The sequence below is a fragment of the Halobellus sp. H-GB7 genome (genome assembly GCF_030848585.1).
GTDB classification, from domain to species: Archaea; Halobacteriota; Halobacteria; order Halobacteriales; family Haloferacaceae; genus Haloquadratum; species Haloquadratum inordinatus.
Genome location: NZ_JAVDDW010000002.1, coordinates 18,782 through 37,280, shown reverse-complemented (window position 1 = coordinate 37,280; position 18,499 = coordinate 18,782). Strand labels below are relative to the sequence as shown.

Below are 18,499 nucleotides of genomic sequence, written 5' to 3'. Positions count from 1 at the left end.
CACATCGTTCTGTCCGACAGTATAGCGTTCAGAGCGGACCGGTGAAACTGAGCTGGAGAAGACCCTCGCGGACCGCGTACTGCAGGCGCTCGTCGAGCGGCATCTCACCCCAGTCGTCGGGGCGTTCGGCCTCGGGCACCTCGTCGAGACGCTCGACGAGCGATTCGTGGAGGAACCGCCCGTTCTCGCCGCAGTCCGGACAGGTCAGGATGATAAGACGGACCCGGTAGGGGCGGTCTTCCACACGCCCACAGTGCGGGCAGACGTACGAGTCAGTCACTGGGTCGCGGTACGAGCCGAGGTAACTCGTATCTGTGGGTTTCGACCCGAGCGCAAACGCGAGGGAGCGGCGTCATTTCGCGCGGAAGACGGCCACGTCGTCTACTTCCAGACCTGCAGCCGTCGCGCGCGACTCCCCAGTGATCAGATCCGTCGCGTCGACGTCGCGGTCGTCGAGCGTCACTGTCGCCGGATCGGCCTCGAAGTTGAGAACGCAGACGTAGGTGTCGTCGAGTTCGCGGGCGAACGCGACCGCGCCGTCGGCGTCGGTCTCGTAGTCGATCCGTTCGAGCGTGCCCTCGTAGCCGAGTGCGGGAATCTCCGAACGGACGTCGAGCAGGCGTTCGTAGTGGTCGGAGAACTCCTCGCGGGCGTGGTCCCACGCGAGGGCGTCGCGACGACCGCGCTGGCCGAGTTCCTGGCCGCCGTAGAGCATCGGAACGCCGGGGAGCGTGACCAGTGCACCTGCGGCGGCCATCGCAGCCTCGTCGCCGCACTCGACGACGTACCGCGTTTCGTCGTGGTTCTCGATGTAGAGCATAAACGCCGCGTGCGGCGGGAATCCCACGCCAGCGCGCTGGTCGATGGCATCGAGAATCGCCTCGGCGGGGGCGTCACCGCGGCCGACCTGCCGCAGCGTGAAGTACAGCGTGGTGTCGAAGTGCATATCGAACATCCCGTCGTGGAAGTCCGCCACGTAGGGGATGGTCTCATCCAGCAGGAGAAACTCGGAGTCGCGGGACTTCACCCGCTCGCGGAGTTCCCGCCAGAAGGTGTCGGGGACGGCCCAGGCCATATCGCACCGAAATCCGTCTGCGACCTCGAACCACGTGTCGACCGCATCGAGGAGGTGCCGGCGGACCGAGAGGTTCGCGAAGTTCCAGTTGGCGATGTACTCCCAGTCGAAGTACGTTTCGGGTTCGCCGCTGTCCTGCCAGTCGTACCAGTCGTAGTACTCGGAGTCGGGATTGCCGTAGGCGTCCTGAAAGAACGGGTGGTCCCGCGCGGAGTGATTCAAGACGAGATCGAACAGGACCTTCATCCCGCGGTCGTGGGCGGCCGCGACGAACTGCTCGTAGTCCTCGCGGTCGCCGAGGTCCTCGGCGATGCTGAAGAAGTCGGTGATGTTGTAGCCGTGCGGCGCGTGATCGTTCTCGAGCACCGGCGTGAGCCACAGGCAGTCGACGCCGAGGTCGGCGAGGTAATCGAGTCGTTCCTCGATGGCCTCGAACACGGTTTCTGATTCGATCTCGGCTGGGTCACCCGCGAAGCCCCGGACGTAGATCTCATACAGCGTGACGTCTTTCGCCCACTCCGGCGGGTCGTTCGGTCGGACGACCTCGAAGGCGTGTCGCTCCTCGACGACGGTCCCGGAATCGGCGTCTGCACCCTCGGCCGCCTGGGACTCCGACGAGAGCGTGATGGCGCGCCCCTCGCCGCTGCCGTCGGGAACGACCTCTCGACAGAATTCGATGGTGTCGGGGACGCTGTAGGCCTCCGCGACCGCGACACCGTGGATCCGAACGCGGTCGCCGACTGCCGCGGTCGGGATCCGGAGTTCCCAGCCCTCCGTATCGATTTCGCTCTCGTCGACGTCGTCGCGGTCGTCGACGAGGAACTCGACGGCCATCTCCTCGCGGTCGACGTCGCTGTCGGGATGCGGTTGCGGGTCCGCGCGAACGACGAGCGTACTTCCTTCGACGCTGCCTCTGAGTTGTATTCGCGGTCGGCCGCCGCCGCCGCTTCCGGATCGGGCCCCCGACCCTGATCCGGAGACGCCGCCGCTCTCGCCGGGTCGCCGTCCCGACCCGCTCTGGAAGCCGCTCCAGCCACTCACACCGCTGCCACCACTGACGCGGTCCGCGGGAGCGAGTTCGCCCGGGAACGCGCGGATAGTGAGTCGGTGGATGCCGTCGGGTGCGTCGAGTTCGAGCCCGAACGTACCCGCAGCGTCGGGGACGAACTCGACGACCGGCTCGTCGTCGGGCAGTTCGGCCGTGCTCGCCGCCGGCGCGCTCCGAACGCGCCAGCTGTACGTCGCCTCCGGGTCGGGGTCCCGAGGCGCGAGCTGGACGGATTCGCCGACCGCGACGAAGCGAGGGGGGCCTGGGTGTTGCATACTGATATCAACGATTCCTCGGGACTTTGTCTTTGCCCCGCCCTCTGACGTCTGTTTTCATCGATCGTTTCAAATTCTGCGGGAGCGGTTACAACGGGGAGATGTTCCCGGCGAACACCGTGAGTTTCCCGCCAATACTTATGTCGCGGGCACACTGGTGCGTGTGTATGAGACTTCGGACCGTGCTGAACGAGTACAAGCGCGACCGTGACGGGCGCTTTCCGGGGGAGTTGCCCACGACAAACGGCGCGTTCTCCGGGCACGGCGATCGATTGGTCTACGTCGGGGCTGACGGCGCCCTCCGCGATTATTCCGCGGCGCTCTCGGGTCTGTACGGGATCGACCGTTCTCGGTTCGCGATCGAGGCGGACGGCGAGATACGCTGGTTCGACGAACTCGAACGCGTGCGCCAGCACTACTATCGGGAGACGACCCTCGTCGAGACGGAGTACAACGCCGGTTCCTACACCGTCCACCAGTACGACCTGACGCTGGGTCGCGCACACGTCACCCACGTCGAACTCCGCGGAGCGATCCCGACCGACGCACACCTGACGGCCTTTCTGACGCTCGCTCCCGAGAGCAGCGAGACGCAGGTCGGTCGCCTCATCCACGAGCGCGGCGGTCCGAACGACACCCAGGCCGTCGAGGTGTTCCACCGCGACGAGCACGATTACGTCACCGCTTCGACCGGCCTCGACGACGTTCGCGCACAGGTCCCCGAGCGATTCGAGGAGATGCTCTCCTCGGAGGCGTTCGAACTCCCCCGCGACGCCGTGCTCGAACGCTACGAGGACACGCACCTCAGCGGCGACATTGTCGTCTCCGCGCCGCTCGAACGCGAAGACCGGGGCGTACAGACGACGCTCGTCACGCAGTTGTCGGATCACACCGAGGTCGACCGCGAGGACGCACTGGCGGACCTCCGGAACTGCGCGCTCGAACACGCCACGGCGGACGAAATCCGCGCTGCTGCCCGCGAACGTGCCGAGGTGGCGGTCCCCGAAGACGTGCCGAGACCCCGCACTGTCCGCGCCGATCTGCGGGCGCTCTCGCTGCTGACAGCGCCCTCCGGTGCGCACATCGCCGGACCCGAGTTCGATCCCTTCTACACGCACTCGGGCGGTTACGGCTACACGTGGTTCCGCGACGAGGCCGAGTCCGCTCGACACCTTCTTCGAAGCGACGGACTGCTCGACCTCGATCTGACAGAGCGGCTCTCGACCGTCGCCGCGTTCTTCTGTGATACCCAACTCGACGACGGATCGTGGCCCCACCGGGTGTGGGCGATCGACGGGTCGCTCGCTCCGGGCTGGGCGAACGCACAGATCGAAGGATCAGACGCACCCGAACACCAGGCCGACCAGACGGCGAGCGTCGTCACCTACCTCGCGACGCTCTTGACAGAGCGGCAGTCTGATCTCTCGGCGTCGCTCACCGAGCGGATCGAGGAGACGATCGAAGCCGGCGTCGCCGCACTCGATTCGGATCTCGCAGACGACGGGCTCCCGCGGGAGTGTCAGAACGCCTGGGAGAATATGATCGGCCGGTTCGTCCACACGACGGCGACGTTCCTGCACGCGTACGCGAGCGTCGCAGCGGCCCCCGTGGAGACCGACCTGGCGGTCCACGCCGAAGCGCAGGCCGACGCCGTCTTCGAGGGCCTCGATCTGCTCTGGGACGACGACTACGAGGTGTACGCGCTCCGTCTCCGTGACGGGAACGGCGACCGCGACTCACGATTAGATTCGGGCTCGTTCGCCCTCGTCGAGGCGTTCGCCGCCTACGACGACGTCGACGAACTCGACGAGATACCGACGCAAACGCTCTCTCGGCTGGAGCGACATATGCGAACGGCGTTCGACGACCTCTATCGGGAGTCGGCGGGCGACGACGTCGCGGGCATCATCCGGTTCGAGGGAGACTACTGGCGCAGCGCCGAACAGGACGACGAGAAGGTGTGGTCCGTCGCGACCGCGTGGGGCGCGAACGCCGCTGCGGGGTTCGCCGTCCTGCTGGACAACTACGGGCGGAAAGCGGCGTCCGCGGACTTCTTCGAGTACGCGACGGAACTGTACCACCTGATCCGTCCGAACGGCCCGTTCTGTACGGGCGCCGGCTACCTGGCAGAGCAGGTGTTCGACGACGGCACGCCCGACAGCGCCACGCCGCTCGCGTGGTCGCACGCGATGCGCCTCCGCGCGACGGGCGTTCTCGAAGCCCACGACGCCCTGCCGGCCCCGAAGTCCGCGCCGTCGGGGCCGACTGGGCGACCGCGCTGGACGACCGGCGAGAAGTACGGCGTCGGGACCGTCGCAGATCACACCTCAGAGGACCCCTCGCGCGTGTGGTTCACGCTGACCGAGGGGGCGTTGACGGAGGTCCGGTTCCCCCGCGTCGACCTGATGAACCTCCGCACGCTGGATCTCCTCGTCGTCGACGCCGACGCCGACTCCGATTACACGGCCCGGACGTACAACGAGACGCGCCGCGACGACGAGGCCGACACGATCGATCGGCGCGTCGAGATCGTCGACGACGACGCGCTGTTGTTCCGGCACGTCGTCTCCGAGACCGGCGACGGCCGCGGTCACGAGTGGCGCCTGCACGCAGAGTACGTGACCGACCCCGAACACGACGCGCTGCTCGTCGACGTCGACTTCGAGGCCGACGACGACAACGAGTACGAACTGTACGCCATCGCGGACACCGCGCTCGCGAACACAGGCACGACCGACCGCGGGCTCCGGCTCGGCGGCCCGGACGGCTATCACCTGGTCGCCCGCGACGCCAGCGCGTACGATCAGCGCGGCGACGTCGAACCGCTCCTCATCGACGAGGACGGGACGGAGTACAGCGTCGCGGCCGCGATGGCGACCGCCGGCCGCTTCGAGTGGGCCACCGTCGGCGTCGCGGGCTCGAAGTACCTCAACGAACTCTTTTCGGACGGGGCCGCGCCGACGCCGCAAAACAGCGTCGACGACGAGAACGTCGTCCTCGTCGGCCGCCTCGGCGTCGGCGAGGGAGTCGCCGACCGGATCGCACTCGGATTCGCCGAAGACGCCGACACTGCGGCCGCACTCGGTGAGGCCGCGGGGGCGCTCAGCCGCGGCTACGAGACTGTCCGGCGGGACTACGTCGACTCCTGGGACGACTTCCTCGCGGACAAAGAGCTCCCGGCCTCCGTCGCAGACGACGACACGCTCGCGAATCAGTACAAGACGTGTCTGATGAGCCTGCGCGCCGTCGAGGACAAGACGTTCCTCGGGGCCGGCATCGCCTCGCCGTCGGTGCCGTGGGGCGAGGCCGTCAGTGCCACCGAAGCGAAGGGCTACGGCTACAACTTCGTCTGGTCGCGCGACCTCTATCAGGTCTTCACCGTCTTCGAGGCGGTGGGAGACATCGAGACCGCGCAGTTGGCGCTCGAGTACATCTACCGCTTCCAGCAGGACGAGCGGGGGTTCATCCCGCAGAACACCTACCTGAACGGGCGGACGCGCTGGGGCGGCGAGCAGATGGACAACATCTCGTTCCCGCAGGTGATGGCGTGGATGCTCCGCGAACACGGCGTCGACTTCGCCGATACGGAGTACGATTACGTCAACGTCAAACGCTCCGCTGACTACGTGGCCCGGAACGGGCCGCCGACGGCCCAGGAGCGCTGGGAGGAAGAAGCGGGCTACTCCCCGTCGTCGATCGCCGCCGAGATCGCCGGCCTCGGGTGTGCTGCCGACATCGCGATCCAGGAAGGACACGACGCCGACGCCCTCATCTGGCAGGCGTTAGCCGACGACTGGGCCGACCGCGTCGAGGAGTGGACCGCCACGGAGACGGGAACGAAACGCCACACGAACACGCCCTACTACGTCCGGATCACCCGCGACGGCGACCCCGACGTGGGGCACCTCCGCACGCTCGCGAACAACGGACCGACGCTCGACGAACGCGAGATCATCGACGCCGGCTTCCTCGAACTCACCCGATTGGGAATCAAGCCCGCAGACGACGAAACGATTCGAAATTCGGTGACGGAAGTCGACGAGACGATCCGCGTGGATACGCCGCACGGTCCGGCGTTCTACCGGTACAACGGCGACGGTTACGGCGAGCGCGCGATCGACGAGGAGGGCGCGCCGTGGTCGATCGAATCGAAGGGCAAAGGGCGACTCTGGCCGATCTTCACCGGCGAGCGTGGGGAGTACGAACTGCTCCATAGGCCGGACGAAGACGCGCTCGATCCCCGAAACCTCTTGGAGACGATGGCCGGCTTCGCCAACTCCGGCCGGATGCTCGCAGAGCAGGTCTGGGACCGCGAGCACAGCACGCAGTACAACTGGGCGTTCGGCGAAGGGACCGGCGCGGCGACGCCGCTGGCGTGGTCGATGGCACAGTACGTTCGCCTCGCACACAGCATCGACGTCGGCGAGCCGGTCGAGATGCCGTCGGTGCTCCGCGAGCGGTACGTGGAGACTGAACGGCCGTCGGGGCCGCGGCTTAAGATCAGTACGCGCTTTATGCGCGACGAACTGGTCGTCTCGGGGCGAACCGATGCGGCCATCGTGGCGATCAAGACCCCTTCGGAGACTGAAATCGTCGTGCCCGAGAAAGGGTCTTTCGAGGAGTCACTCGACATCGAACACGGAGAGAACCAGATCACCGTCGCGGGCGCGACCGACGTCGATCTGAAGCAGGCGGGAACGAGCGTCACGCGGTTCACGCTCTGAACCGTTCTATGGGGATAAATCGAGGAGCGGTCCAGACCGCGCTCCTCACTTCGCCCCCTCACGGCAGATAGACCGCTCACAGCAGGCTGACTTTCCCACGCACGAGCGTGGGCAGTTGTGCGATGACTGCCGGGAAGGTGAGCCCCAGTTGGTCCATACACTCCCGTTGGTCGAAGTAGACGTGGTGTTCCTGCAGTTTGCCCTCCTCGATGTGAAACTTCGCCATCATCTGGATTTCGACGCTCCGATACGTCGGCGGCACCCCGTTGAACACGCCTTCGTGGGTCCCCGTGAACGTCACTTCGTCCATCACGAGATCGTCCGTCGCGACGAGGTCGGCGACGGCAAACTGAAAGTCGGGGAAGCCACGCTCCAGTCGGTTCATAAAGGACACTAACCCGGTCGGGCCGCGCGCTTCGCCCACCGGGCCCGTGCCCACGTCCTCCGGGACGGCCGGATCGTACAGGACGAACGAGTCGGACACGAGGTCTGGGATCTGTCATAATGATTACTCTCGTCTCTTACCGCCGACCATCGCCACCGGGAGTGGCGCTCGGCGGTACACAGTGAGAGTAATCACTATGAGTAGTCCCGTTCGTTCCAAACGTCCACGTACGCCTCGACTAATGTTTCGTTTGCTGTGCGATTCGGAGTCATCCTCGACTCACGTTCGAATGTATGTCACAATGTGTCATAATCTCTCGTGAGCATTTTTTGAAATGTAAACCGAGATATGGATTGTGCAGCGAGCACGGAGAGCAGACACGACAGAGTGGATCTCCCAACGTCCGGCGACAGAGATCTATCGACCGAGCGTCGGCCGAATCGCCCACGTCGCTTTTGTCTCGTCGGGTCCTCTCTCTCCTATGGCGACGTACTCGCGGCTGACACGCGTTTCCGCACCGCTCTCTGAGGTCTGGGACTTTCACTCGCGCGTCTCCGGACTGAAAGCGTTGACGCCGGGGTGGATGAACCTCCACGTCGAGGCCGTCACCGGTCCCGACGGCGACCGCGATCCCGAGATTCTGGAGACAGGGTCGGAGATCCAGATGTCGATGCGACCGTTCGGTGTCGGGCCGCGACAGCGCTGGACGTCGGTGATAACCGAACGCGAGTCCGGCGAAGAGCGGGCGATGTTCCGCGACGAGATGCGCGGCGGCCCGTTCGCGAAGTGGGTCCACACCCACCGGTTTATCGCCGACGGGGAGGAGGCGATAATCGACGATCAGGTCGAGTACGAACTCCCGGGTGGTGGCCTCGGTCGGACCGCCTCGCCACTGGCCGTGGTCGGCTTCGAGCCGATGTTTCGAGCGCGACACCGGAAGACGAAGGAACTACTCGAGTAGGGGCGACGCGCACCGAAAGCACTTATCGGTCGCTCGGGCAGTTGACAGTATGTCAGGCCCTCCACCTGTTGACGCGTCGGATATTCCCGCCCGACCCGAGACCGGTCCCCCAAAGCGGAGCGAGAGCGACGTAAACGGCGACAGCACCGCGGATGGTAACGCGGACGCAGGCAGTGGCAGGAACGCGGATGCAGACAGCAACGCGGCCGACGGCCGGCCCACTCGACGCCGGGTCCTCGCGAGCGTCGCAGCCGTCGGCGCGGGACTCCCCCTCGCGGGGTGCGGCGGCATCGGCACGCCCGGAACCGAAACCGAGGGCGACACGGCCACCGAGACGGCGTCGTCGCCGACGGACACATCTCCCGGTCGCGGTCCGGCACCGTCGGTAATCGGGCCGTGGCCGCAGGCCCGCGCTGACGCGGCGAACACCGGCGTCGCGGCCGGAACCGGACCACTCAGTTCGCCGAGCGTCCGGTGGACCACGGCGAGCGCCGGAACGATCGGCGCGGCGGTCGGCGTGGGTGGCGAAGCAGACAGTTCAGCAGACCACACTGGCGCGTACGTCGTCGCCGAAGACGGACGCGTCGCCGCCGTCGACGCCGCGGGCGAGGAACGCTGGACGGCCACCGTCGACGCGGCGCAGTTCCCGCCGGCCGTCGAGTCGGGTCGCGTCGTCGTCCCGGAACGCGAACGCCTCGTCGTGCTTGACGCCGCAACCGGACAGCGACAGCGGACGATCGGCCTCCCGGGCGGAATCCTCTACGCGCCGACAGTCGTCGGGTCGCACGCGTTCGTCGGCACGTTCTCCGGCGGCGTCGTCGCAGTTGATCTCGCGACGGGCGAGACGCGCTGGCAGGCGGGCGACCCGAGTCGTTCGTACCCGCCAGTCGTCGTCGACGGCGTCGCCTACGTCACGGCGCGGCGGTGGGGGACCGATGAGACTGGCGAGCGCGAAAGCGGCGCGTCCGACGATGCCGGCGTGTTCGCCGCACTCGACACCGAGACGGGTGATCGACGCTGGTCGGTGCCCCTCGACGGCAACCCGACCGCGCCCCCGGGATACCACGACGGCGTCGTCTACTGCGGGACGCACCGGGGTCACGTGTATGCGGTGGACGCGACGACAGGTGAGACGCGCTGGCGCGAGACGGTTGGCGGCTGGGTGACTCGCGGTCCGACGGCCGCGGCCGACGGCGTGTACGTCGTGGTCCTCGGGGAGGGGCCAGTCAAACTAACGCACGACGGAAGCGTGTCGTGGCGCTCGACGATCGACGCCGGGACGAATCCCGTCCTCGATTCTGGCGTCGCCCTGTTCGGAACGAACGCGGGCGTCGTCGCAGTCGGACGAGACGACGGCGAGGTCCGCTGGCGCGGTGAGACGGACGCGCCCGTCCGATTCGACGTCCAGGTCGCCGACGGCGTCGCGTACGCGGGCGATCAGTACGGCACAGTCCTCGCGTTCGACGTTGCCACGGGCGACCGACGGTGGGAGTTTCCCTTCCGTCCGAAGACGATGTCAGGACCGGTGGTCGGCCCGCGGACGGTGGCGGGTGGTAACAGAGACGGCGGCACGTACGATCTCCTCGCGACGGACGGGATCGAACTGTCCCACATCGGAAGCGTCGGCGGGCCGAGCCTCACACCGGTGTTTCTCGGCGACGAGCCAGGCTCGTCGCGCGAGACGTTGCTCAGCGGCGGCGGAGACGGCGTTTTCAACCGCGTGCGGACGATCGACTACGGCGACTCGCCGACGACTGATCTTCAGCCCACCCCGACGCCGACCGCGACGCCGGGGCCAGACGAACCGACGGCGACGCGGACGCCACACATCGACTTTCCGCAACCCGAGCAGCTCTGGGGCACCTCACTGGACGTCGATCCGCGCTCGCCGCTGACCTACGCCGACGGCGTCGCGTACGTCGGAACGGCAGAGGGGATCGCCGCCGTCGACGCACGTGACGGTGATCTACGCCTCAGGCGAGATCTGGGGGCGGTGGTGAGCGGTGCTCCCGCGGTACAGAGCGACCGGGTGTTCGTCGCGACGCGGGCCGGCCGACTCGTCGCGCTCGGGATCGGCGGGACCGGCGACAGCAACCTCGCCGAAGCGAGCGTTCAGTGGGAAGTTTCGGTAGACGCGCCGGTCCGGTCTGGCCCCGCCGTCGCTGACGGCGCGGTAGTCGTCGCCAGCGAGTCCGGACGCGTGGCGTCGTACACCGTCGACGGCGACGACCGCTGGGAGCAGACGCTCGACGGCGAGATATACGGGGGGACAGCGACGACGAGCGAGCGCGTGTTCGTCGGCACGAGCGTCGGGGAAGTGGTTGCGCTCGAACGGACCGACGGCTCCGTGGCGTGGCGTGCGTCAGCCGAGGGAGCGGTGCACGGGACACCCGCCGTGGGTGGAGAAGGCGACGACGAGCGGGAAACCGTCTACGTGGGGGATCACGCGGGGACGGTTTCGGCGTTTGCGGGGGCCTCCGGCGACGTTCGCTGGCGGCTGTCGGTCGGACAGTGGGTCGACGCCCCGCCGGCGATCGGCCACGGCGCGGTGTTCGTCGCCGACCAGACGGGCCGCGTGTATGCCGTCGTCGGGTGACTTCGATCGCGGGGTCCGGCGGGAAGCGTCCCGGTCTCATAATGATTACTCTCGTCTCTTACCGCCGACCATCGCCACCGGGAGTGGCGCTCGGCGGTACACAGTGAGAGTAATCACTATCAGGCGTCGTCGTCGCGTAAGTCGCCGAAGACTTCCTCGGCGGTAGAGGGCGTGTCGAAGTCGTGGTAGTGTTCGCCCTTCTCTTTGGTGAGGACGTTCAGCGCGGCGGCGGCGCCGTCACCGGCGGAGATGACGGCCTGCCACTCCTCGGCGCGGATCATCCCGCCGGTCGCGTAGGCGTCTTCCACGCTCGTCTCCATCGTCACGTCGACGGCGACAGTGCCGTCGTCGTCGAAGTCACAGCCGAGCGACTCCGCGAGGTCGCGGTTCGCGCCGGTCGCGAGCACGAGGTAGTCGGCCTCGTGGTCGTCGTCGCCCGCGGTGACGACGAAGCCGTCGTCTGTCACGTCCACGTCGTCGACCTCGACGTCCTGGTGGCGTTCGGCCCCGAAATCGTCGGCCTGCTGGCGCGCCGTCTGCATATACGCGTCGCCGTCGAGCGAGCCGATTCCGGGGTAGTTGAACAGATGCGCCTTGTGCATCCACGTCTCGTCGGTGTCGAAGACGAGCGCGTCGAGACCGTTCTTCGCCGCGAAGAGGGCTGCCGAGAGGCCGGCGGGACCGCCGCCCACGATGGCTACTCGTGTCATCAGTTCTGCATACAGTCCCGTCCCGGTTGAGTGTTCGGGCTAGCGTGGCGAGCACCTCGTCGCGGGCGGGGACAGCAAGATGGGGCGAAGTGTGGCGTGGCCCGCTGATTAGGACGGCGTCGGGAGCAGTTCGCGCCACTTCTCGGGTAACGGGGCCGCCGAGCCAGTCTCCGGGTCGACGACGACCTGCACCGACGAGCCGGTGGCCGCGACCTCACCCTCGAAGGTGAGTTCGTAGGTGGTCTCGAAGGAGGTACGGCCCACGTCGCTGACGTCCAGCGCGACTTCGACGGCGCCGATGTCGTCAATCGGGGTGCGATAGTCCATTTCCAGATGGGCGACCACGATGCTGAGGTCGCTCAGACCTTCGCCGAGAATCTCCTCGAAGAACTTCACGCGGCACTGTTCGCAGTACGTCGCGTACACGACGTTGTTGACGTGGCCGACGGCGTCAAGATCGCGGAAGCGGACTTCGTGCGTCGTTACGTAGGGGTATTCGAGAGGTGAGGACATACCACACCGCTCGGAGGCGGCGAACGATAAATGCCCGGTCGGTCGGCGCACTCGGATCGGTCTCGGGGACCTCGGCGCGTCGGTGCACCAATCGCACCGGTACGTCAGTGCATCGGTCGTACCGGTCCGTCGAGTTCGGCGGGATCTGCGGACCGGGAAACAGTCGCGCGGCGCTCGGGGAGTTCGAACGCGCGCCAGACGTTCGAGCGAACGCCGACGCGGGTCATCGTCAGCGGGACGGTCGTACCGGACGGGAGCGCTTCGAGTCGCCGGCGGAGTTCGGGGGACGCGTATTCGGTGAGGTGTCGCGTCTCGTTCGTCTCGCACACCTCGACGGTCATCGCGCCGTGGTCGTTCATCGGGCGGCGTACGACCACGTGGGTGGGGGATTGGGGCGCAGGCATCGAATAGTCCCAACGGGCATCGCTCAGATAAACTGTTATATTTTCAATACAACTGGCTACTAGAAGCTACGTAGTTTCGGTAGCCGACGGGAGGGCGGCGTCGATCAGCAGTGACTCGCCGCGTTCCCGACGGCCGGCGTGGTGATTTCGGCTTCGATAAGCACTGAACCCTGGCTGTCGTCGGGGCGGTGAACCAGCCGATACACCTCGCCTTCGCACGCGGGATTCAGTGCCGAATCGCTGCCGTAGCCGTCGATGTGTGCGTAGTCGCCGGCCGTGAGCGGACCCGACGTCGTCCAGACCTGGTCCCAGCGAATCAGATTCCCATCGCTATCGACGACGTAGAAATCTTCGCCGGGTTCGATACGTCCCTGCGTCAGGGTGATGGTCACGTAGGGCCGGTCGTCCGTATTTCCGGAACCGTCAGCCACGTGATCCGTCTCGTAGCCGTACTGCGGCGACGGGTCGTTGGGAGAGTCGATCCCGATCGCGAGGGTTCCGAGGATGGCGGCGAGCGCGGCAAGAATAGCGAGCATCAGGACGGCGCCAACAACCGGGGAGACGCCACGTCGGTCCAACGAAAGATGGGACCGCATTGTGAAACGCTTCTCCGCGGACGTATTGTATCTTACTGCGATCGCTCCACGGTTCTGTCGAGCCAGCCCCCACGAGACGTGTGAACATTACTTTTAATCATTTGGTATCTGATTACTACTGTGAGATGTACGACAACATCCTCATTCCGACGGACGGGAGCGAACAGGCGGGCAACGCGGTCGAGGAGGGGATCAGACTGGCGAACGAACTGGACGCGACGGTACACGCGCTGCACGTCGTCGACGAGTTCGAGGCCAAGATCGTTCCGATCACCGAAGCCGAGGACGAAAAACGCGAGGAGTACCTCGAACACGGCGAAGCGATCACCGACGAGGTAGCACAGTTGGCCGAGGAAGCGGGGCTCGACTGTGTGACTGCCGTCCGAACCGGGATGGCTCACAAGGAGATAGAGCGCTACGTCGACGAGAACGACATCGATATCGTCGTGATCGGCTCGCGTGGACTGGGCGCGGTCGAAGAGATGTTGCTCGGGAGTACTGCGGACAAAGTCGTTCGGATCGTCGACAAACCCGTGACCGTCGTCTACAAACGACCCGCTGAGACCGTCCAGTGGATGTTGCCCTCTGCGGAGGATACGATTCATCGTTGAGACGATAGGACGAGGTGCCCGAAGACGAAGATCGAGACGGGATACCCGACGATCGAGAGGCGGCCCTGGCATCGGTAGGCCGGCGGTGAGTCCGCCCTGATCGAGATGTGTTTCACCGACGCAGTTGTGCTCTGAAAGTGTTAGCTAGACCACAGTAATTATGGATCGCCGCGTTGTACATCGAGTGTCGTGACTGACAACGAAAATCGGGATGGGGGGACGTCAGGACGCGCGAGTCGATCGAGTCAGGAAACTGGGTCGGAGTCGTCCGAGAACCCGGTCGATCTCGCGGTCCTCGAGCGCGATTCCGTGTTTTCAGTTTTGAATGATCGACGCCGGCGATACGTACTCTACGCGCTCGCGGAGGACCCCGAGTGGACGTTGCAGGAGTTGGCGACGCGGCTCGTCGCCTGGGAAGAAGGCGTCGAGGACGATGACGTTGGCGCGCACTGTCGCGAGCGGCGGTACATCTCGCTGTATCACACGCACCTCCCGAAACTCGCCGACGAAGACGTCGTCGAGTTCGACGCGGACGCCGAACGCATCACGTCCGGTGAACGTGCTGCGGAGGTAATCGAGTTTCTGGCGGCCGTCGAGTGAGAGACGAGCGGAACGGGAGGTTGGATCGCTCGTGAACGGTTTTCCTGTCGGGACTTCGTTCGCGCGCGTGTAGTCGACGACGTACCGGCCTGTGGAAACGTTAGCGCAGCGTTCGCTGTTCCGTTTTAGCCGTCCGCTCACGCTACCAGCTGGTCAGTGATCGGTTATACAATCCTGATTGCAATAAGAAAAGTTCATTTTGCGTCGTCGTTGAGCACAGTGCAATGCGATACCGTCTACTGATACTAGTCGGGTTGATTCTGCTCAGCCCGATCGCTACTGCAGCGAATCCAGCACAATCGCAATCTTCGGTGGGAGATTCGGTCGTTTTCGATCAAAGCTCGACGGATACCTCAACACCGACGCCGACTCCAACACCGACACCGACGCCGACTCCAACGCCGACTCCAACACCTACACCAACGCCGACTCCAACGCCGACTCCAACGCCGACACCAACACCTACACCGACGCCGACTCCAACGCCGACACCAACACCTACACCGACGCCGACTCCAACACCGACTCCAACACCGACACCGAGTGAGAGTACCTGTGATCTTCCGATCACGGAGACAGACGTCACGAGCCACACCGTGACGATCGAAGAACCGCCGACGCGGGTCGTCACGCTCAACCCGAGTGCCGCCCAGACGATGTGGGAGATCGGAGCCGAAGACCGGGTCGTCGGCGTCTCACAGTATGCGACCTATCTCGACGGGGCCGACGAGAAAGCGAACGTCTCCGGCGCAGGGGGCCCGAGCGTCGAGAAGGTGATCGACGCCGAACCGGACCTTGTGCTCGTGCCGAACACGACGCACGCGTACACGCCCGACCGTATTCAACAGATACGCGACGCAAACATCCCCGTATACGTGTTCGGGACAGGGACCTCTCTCGAATTCGTCGTTAAGAAGACCGAGACCACTGGACGTCTGGTCGGCGAGTGCAGTGCTGGCCGCGCCCGGGCCGACGAGATGCGACGTTCCATCGAGGATATCGAGGCGGCACTCGCGGACGAATCGACACCTGTCGGGCTCAACGTCTTCTACGGGTACACCTCCGGCGCCAATACCTTCATCGGGAGCGTGATGGAGACGGGCGGTCTGAAGAACGGTGCCGCAGAAGCCGGCATCACGGGCTTTCAGATGATCAACGACGAGACTGTCGTCGAGATCAACCCGGATTGGATCGTCACGCCGTCAGGCGTCTCCGTTCCCAAAAATCCGGCGTACAACTCGACGACTGCCGTGAAAAAAGACCAGATAATCAGCGTAAACACGAACTATCTACAGCAACCCGCGCCTCGGGTCATACAGGCCGTAGAAGTGATTCTGAAACAGGTCCACCCGGACGCATACCAGGAGTACAAAACCGGTGTGGACCCCAGTGACTCGGATCCGGAGGCGGAAGAATCGAACGCCGATTCGGACGACTCTGACGAGTCAGACGACGCAGATAGGTCGGATGATTCTGACGAACGTGACACCCGGTCCACAACCCGGAGTCCAGCGACTCCGGGGGCTCCGGGTGCAAATACCTCCGCGCAAGCAGTCGATCTGAGCAATCAAACACGATTGCAGACAACCGGGAACGCTACGGTTGATCGGGCGGAGGCAAGGGCGAACCAGATGGTCAACGTCACAGCACGAAATATCTCCGCGAACGAAACGGTCTCCGTTGAAGTAAGTTCCAACGGTGTGCAAAACCAGACGCGGAAGTCCGGTTGGGGCGTCGAACGCGTCAATATGTCCTTTGGCACAGATACCAACACGACGATCGGCCTCTCGGAAGCCAACGCGACGAACGTCGAGGCATCGCTCCAGCGGGGGTCGTCGGATGAAGCTACGACCGAGAGACCGGTGATCGGCTACCTCAATGTGAGCCACACGGCCGGGAACGAAGAGATCACGAGCGGTGAGATCGTCGTCCGCGTGAACGAGACTGCTCTGCAGAACACCTCCGCCGAATCGGTCACAGTCTATCGGTATCACAACGGAACGTGGACGGGGCTAAACACCACCGCGCTAGGCGACGGGCGGTTCCGGGCTGAGACGCCAGGATTCTCGACGTTCGCAATTGCGGCCTCGGAGGCTGCTTCGGAGCAGAACTCTCCGACACCGGATCCCACGACGACAGCCACGAGTACGTCTACCCTGACCACATCTACCGAAAGAGTGCTGACGACTGCGGCCGACACACCTGGATTCGGATATACCGCCGGGCTCATCGCACTCACCCTGGTCACGGGACTCCTTGTCCGACGACCGGAGTAAGCCGTAACACGTCTCGGATCGATCGAAGACGGCCACAGCGCCACAACTGGACACCCCGCGTAGCCACCACCGTTTTGACGCGACCAGACTATATACTTGTATGACACGTACTGCTGTCATCGCCGGCGTCGGTTCCGGGTTCGGCGAATCGCTCGCCCGTCGGTTCGCTGCCGAGGGCTGTCGCGTCGCGCTATTCGCCCGGACGGCCGACTTCATCGAGGAGTTGGCTGCCGACCTGCCCGAACCGGGAGAGGGGCTCGCGGTCCCGACCGACCTCCGGGACGGCGAGGCGATTCGAGAGGGGTTCGACACAGTCAGAGCGGAGTTCGGGTCCGTCGACGTCCTCGTCAACCACGCCAGTGGCGCGTCGTGGAAGGGACTGATGGATTCGAGCGTCGAGGAGTTCGAGGGGGCGTGGGAGGTAGGCGGCCGCGGGGCGTTCGTCTGCTCGAAAGAGGCAGTGGGTGATATGCTCGATTCAGGTGGCGGAACGGTCATCTTCACCGGGGCGACTTCGGCCGTTCGGAGCCTCGGCGGGACGATCGGCTTCACCGCCGCGAAGTTCGCCGCGCGCGGGATGGCAATGGACATCGCCCAGGAGTTCGGACCCGATGGCGTGCACGTCGCACACGTCGTCATCGACGGCCAGATCGACGGGCCGAACGCCCGCGAGCGGTTCCCCGATCGCTCCGAGGACACGTTTCTCGATCCCGACGAGATGGCCGAGACCTACTGGCACCTCGTCGAACAGGATGCCATAGATACGATGCCGTTCGAGGTGCACATCACGAACGGGCCGCAGAACACAGAGTTCCTGTGAGCAGTTCCGGTACCGCGACGATCCCGTGAAGGTACGAGGTGACGGCTGGATTCGAGTGTACGAGTCGAGCGAGACCGGAGAGCCGTGATCCGAACGGCATAGACGGCCGTTCACGGATTCGACGTAGTCGAAGCTCGACATCGAGAGCTGATTTCGACTGGGGCTGTAGCAAGGGACATTACGGGAACGGACCGTCTGTTGGATATGGTCATTTCAACCACGTCGATATGGGACGAACTGACGGAGGAGTTCACCGCCGAATCGGTCGTCGAATACGAGAAAGCGACAGTGTACGGAGACTTCGAACAGGAACGGGTTCTTCACCAGGGCAGAATTCGGCTGCTTCCGAACGGCTGGATCGCCTTACCGACCGGGCGACTGCTGTCTCCCGAGGCCGTGCATCATATCGATCCTTAGACGGATCCCACCGCGATCGACTCCGGGCCAACAAAGGCAGAACAGAAGTGAATTGGGAGAAACAGAGTGGTATGGTCGACGAACCGGCCCTAGACGCGCCCGAGGACGGGGTCCCGACTGTCTCGTGTTCACGGTGCAATCGCGAGTGGGACCTCCACTACGAACTCGACGAACTATACGCGGGGAACCGAGCCGTCGAACAGTTCGCGCTCGATCACGAACGCCACACCGGACACTTCCCCGACGACGTGACGCCCTGGGTCGTCGATTGTCGGCAATGCCCCGATGGCGACCGCTACCTCGAAGAACGGCCTGCGCGGCGCTGGGCGGAGACCCACGCCCGCCATACCGGTCATACAGTCGAGCTTCAGTCGCCGACCGAGGAGGGGCCGACCGAACGCATCGGTGAGGAGTAGGCGTCTCAGGTATTTGTCCTCACCGTCCAGCAACCGAGCGACTTCGACGATCAGTGCAGATCGGGTAAACAA

General features: G+C 65.0%; 17 protein-coding genes. 9 read left to right on the top strand and 8 right to left on the bottom strand.

Features of this window, described 5'->3' with window-relative positions; translation table 11 throughout:
* Positions 1–28 precede the first annotated feature (28 nt).
* Together RBH22_RS05170 and malA are read right to left on the bottom strand one after the other, a co-directional pair.
* Positions 29–244 (bottom strand): hypothetical protein, encoded by a 216-nt coding sequence (locus RBH22_RS05170; RefSeq protein WP_256545145.1) that lies wholly within the window; start codon positions 242–244, stop codon positions 29–31.
* A gap of 108 nt (positions 245–352) precedes the next feature.
* The gene (gene malA / locus RBH22_RS05165) at positions 353–2,398 is read right to left on the bottom strand and encodes an alpha-amylase MalA (protein ID WP_306676758.1); all 2,046 of its coding nucleotides are present in this window, start codon (positions 2,396–2,398) and stop codon (positions 353–355) included.
* A gap of 167 nt (positions 2,399–2,565) precedes the next feature.
* On the opposite strand from malA, the gene RBH22_RS05160 reads away from it, so the two are divergent.
* Positions 2,566–7,122, top strand: a complete 4,557-nt coding sequence (locus RBH22_RS05160; RefSeq protein ID WP_306676757.1) for a glycoside hydrolase family 15 protein — start codon at positions 2,566–2,568, stop codon at positions 7,120–7,122.
* Positions 7,123–7,198: 76 nt separating this feature from the next.
* On the opposite strand, the gene RBH22_RS05155 is transcribed toward RBH22_RS05160, so the two are convergent.
* Positions 7,199–7,606 carry an ester cyclase gene (locus RBH22_RS05155; protein WP_256289760.1) on the bottom strand — a complete coding sequence of 136 codons (408 nt, stop codon included), beginning with the start codon at positions 7,604–7,606 and terminating at the stop codon, positions 7,199–7,201.
* A gap of 382 nt (positions 7,607–7,988) precedes the next feature.
* Between RBH22_RS05155 and RBH22_RS05150 the strand changes: the two genes are divergently transcribed.
* Both RBH22_RS05150 and RBH22_RS05145 read left to right on the top strand, forming a co-directional pair.
* Positions 7,989–8,468, top strand: a complete 480-nt coding sequence (locus RBH22_RS05150; protein WP_256289759.1) for an SRPBCC family protein — start codon at positions 7,989–7,991, stop codon at positions 8,466–8,468.
* A 49-nt stretch (positions 8,469–8,517) separates the two neighbouring features.
* Complete coding sequence (locus RBH22_RS05145) at positions 8,518–11,064, top strand: PQQ-binding-like beta-propeller repeat protein (RefSeq protein ID WP_306676756.1); 2,547 nt, start codon at positions 8,518–8,520, stop codon at positions 11,062–11,064.
* 119 nt (positions 11,065–11,183) lie between these two features.
* Here RBH22_RS05145 and RBH22_RS05140 read toward each other — a convergent pair whose 3' ends face one another.
* From RBH22_RS05140 to RBH22_RS05125, 4 genes are all read right to left on the bottom strand, one after another.
* Positions 11,184–11,774 carry an FAD-dependent oxidoreductase gene (locus RBH22_RS05140; protein ID WP_306676755.1) on the bottom strand — a complete coding sequence of 197 codons (591 nt, stop codon included), beginning with the start codon at positions 11,772–11,774 and terminating at the stop codon, positions 11,184–11,186.
* Between the two features lie 108 nt (positions 11,775–11,882).
* Entirely contained in the window at positions 11,883–12,287 is a 405-nt protein-coding gene (locus RBH22_RS05135; protein WP_256545138.1) for a thioesterase family protein, read from the bottom strand.
* Positions 12,288–12,391: 104 nt separating this feature from the next.
* A complete protein-coding gene (locus RBH22_RS05130) occupies positions 12,392–12,691 on the bottom strand; it encodes a hypothetical protein (RefSeq protein WP_256289755.1) in 300 nt (99 codons plus the stop codon).
* A 104-nt stretch (positions 12,692–12,795) separates the two neighbouring features.
* Positions 12,796–13,287, bottom strand: coding sequence for a type IV pilin (locus RBH22_RS05125; RefSeq protein WP_306676753.1), 492 nt, complete (start codon positions 13,285–13,287; stop codon positions 12,796–12,798).
* A gap of 125 nt (positions 13,288–13,412) precedes the next feature.
* On the opposite strand from RBH22_RS05125, the gene RBH22_RS05120 reads away from it, so the two are divergent.
* Both RBH22_RS05120 and RBH22_RS05115 read left to right on the top strand, forming a co-directional pair.
* Complete coding sequence (locus RBH22_RS05120) at positions 13,413–13,898, top strand: universal stress protein (RefSeq protein ID WP_256545135.1); 486 nt, start codon at positions 13,413–13,415, stop codon at positions 13,896–13,898.
* A gap of 189 nt (positions 13,899–14,087) precedes the next feature.
* A complete protein-coding gene (locus tag RBH22_RS05115; RefSeq protein ID WP_306676752.1) occupies positions 14,088–14,498 on the top strand; it encodes a hypothetical protein in 411 nt (136 codons plus the stop codon).
* Between the two features lie 334 nt (positions 14,499–14,832).
* Here the strand turns inward: RBH22_RS05115 and RBH22_RS05110 are convergent, their stop codons facing one another.
* Entirely contained in the window at positions 14,833–15,069 is a 237-nt protein-coding gene (locus tag RBH22_RS05110) for a hypothetical protein (protein WP_306676751.1), read from the bottom strand.
* A gap of 25 nt (positions 15,070–15,094) precedes the next feature.
* Between RBH22_RS05110 and RBH22_RS05105 the strand changes: the two genes are divergently transcribed.
* The 4 genes from RBH22_RS05105 to RBH22_RS05090 all read left to right on the top strand — a co-directional run bounded on the left by RBH22_RS05105 (position 15,095) and on the right by RBH22_RS05090 (position 18,427).
* On the top strand, positions 15,095–16,774 hold the full coding sequence (locus RBH22_RS05105) for a PGF-CTERM-anchored ABC transporter substrate-binding protein (protein WP_306676750.1): 1,680 nt from the start codon (positions 15,095–15,097) through the stop codon (positions 16,772–16,774).
* A gap of 100 nt (positions 16,775–16,874) precedes the next feature.
* Positions 16,875–17,594: an SDR family NAD(P)-dependent oxidoreductase gene (locus RBH22_RS05100; protein WP_306676749.1), complete on the top strand. Its 720-nt coding sequence runs from the start codon at positions 16,875–16,877 to the stop codon at positions 17,592–17,594.
* Positions 17,595–17,798: 204 nt separating this feature from the next.
* Positions 17,799–18,011, top strand: a complete 213-nt coding sequence (locus tag RBH22_RS05095; protein WP_256289749.1) for a hypothetical protein — start codon at positions 17,799–17,801, stop codon at positions 18,009–18,011.
* 71 nt (positions 18,012–18,082) lie between these two features.
* Positions 18,083–18,427, top strand: coding sequence for a hypothetical protein (locus tag RBH22_RS05090; RefSeq protein ID WP_256545132.1), 345 nt, complete (start codon positions 18,083–18,085; stop codon positions 18,425–18,427).
* Positions 18,428–18,499 lie beyond the last annotated feature (72 nt).

Excerpts from the sequence above, each read along its gene's own strand:
- RBH22_RS05160 (WP_306676757.1), top strand. The coding sequence starts at position 2,566 with ATGAGACTTCGGACCGTGCTGAACGAGTACAAGCGCGACCGTGACGGG.
- RBH22_RS05100 (WP_306676749.1), top strand. The coding sequence starts at position 16,875 with ATGACACGTACTGCTGTCATCGCCGGCGTCGGTTCCGGGTTCGGCGAA.
- RBH22_RS05135 (WP_256545138.1), bottom strand. The coding sequence starts at position 12,287 with ATGTCCTCACCTCTCGAATACCCCTACGTAACGACGCACGAAGTCCGC.
- RBH22_RS05125 (WP_306676753.1), bottom strand. The coding sequence starts at position 13,287 with ATGCGGTCCCATCTTTCGTTGGACCGACGTGGCGTCTCCCCGGTTGTT.
- RBH22_RS05130 (WP_256289755.1), bottom strand. The coding sequence starts at position 12,691 with ATGCCTGCGCCCCAATCCCCCACCCACGTGGTCGTACGCCGCCCGATG.
- RBH22_RS05095 (WP_256289749.1), top strand. The coding sequence starts at position 17,799 with ATGGTCATTTCAACCACGTCGATATGGGACGAACTGACGGAGGAGTTC.
- malA (WP_306676758.1), bottom strand. The coding sequence starts at position 2,398 with ATGCAACACCCAGGCCCCCCTCGCTTCGTCGCGGTCGGCGAATCCGTC.
- RBH22_RS05150 (WP_256289759.1), top strand. The coding sequence starts at position 7,989 with ATGGCGACGTACTCGCGGCTGACACGCGTTTCCGCACCGCTCTCTGAG.
- RBH22_RS05140 (WP_306676755.1), bottom strand. The coding sequence starts at position 11,774 with ATGACACGAGTAGCCATCGTGGGCGGCGGTCCCGCCGGCCTCTCGGCA.
- RBH22_RS05145 (WP_306676756.1), top strand. The coding sequence starts at position 8,518 with ATGTCAGGCCCTCCACCTGTTGACGCGTCGGATATTCCCGCCCGACCC.
- RBH22_RS05120 (WP_256545135.1), top strand. The coding sequence starts at position 13,413 with ATGTACGACAACATCCTCATTCCGACGGACGGGAGCGAACAGGCGGGC.
- RBH22_RS05090 (WP_256545132.1), top strand. The coding sequence starts at position 18,083 with ATGGTCGACGAACCGGCCCTAGACGCGCCCGAGGACGGGGTCCCGACT.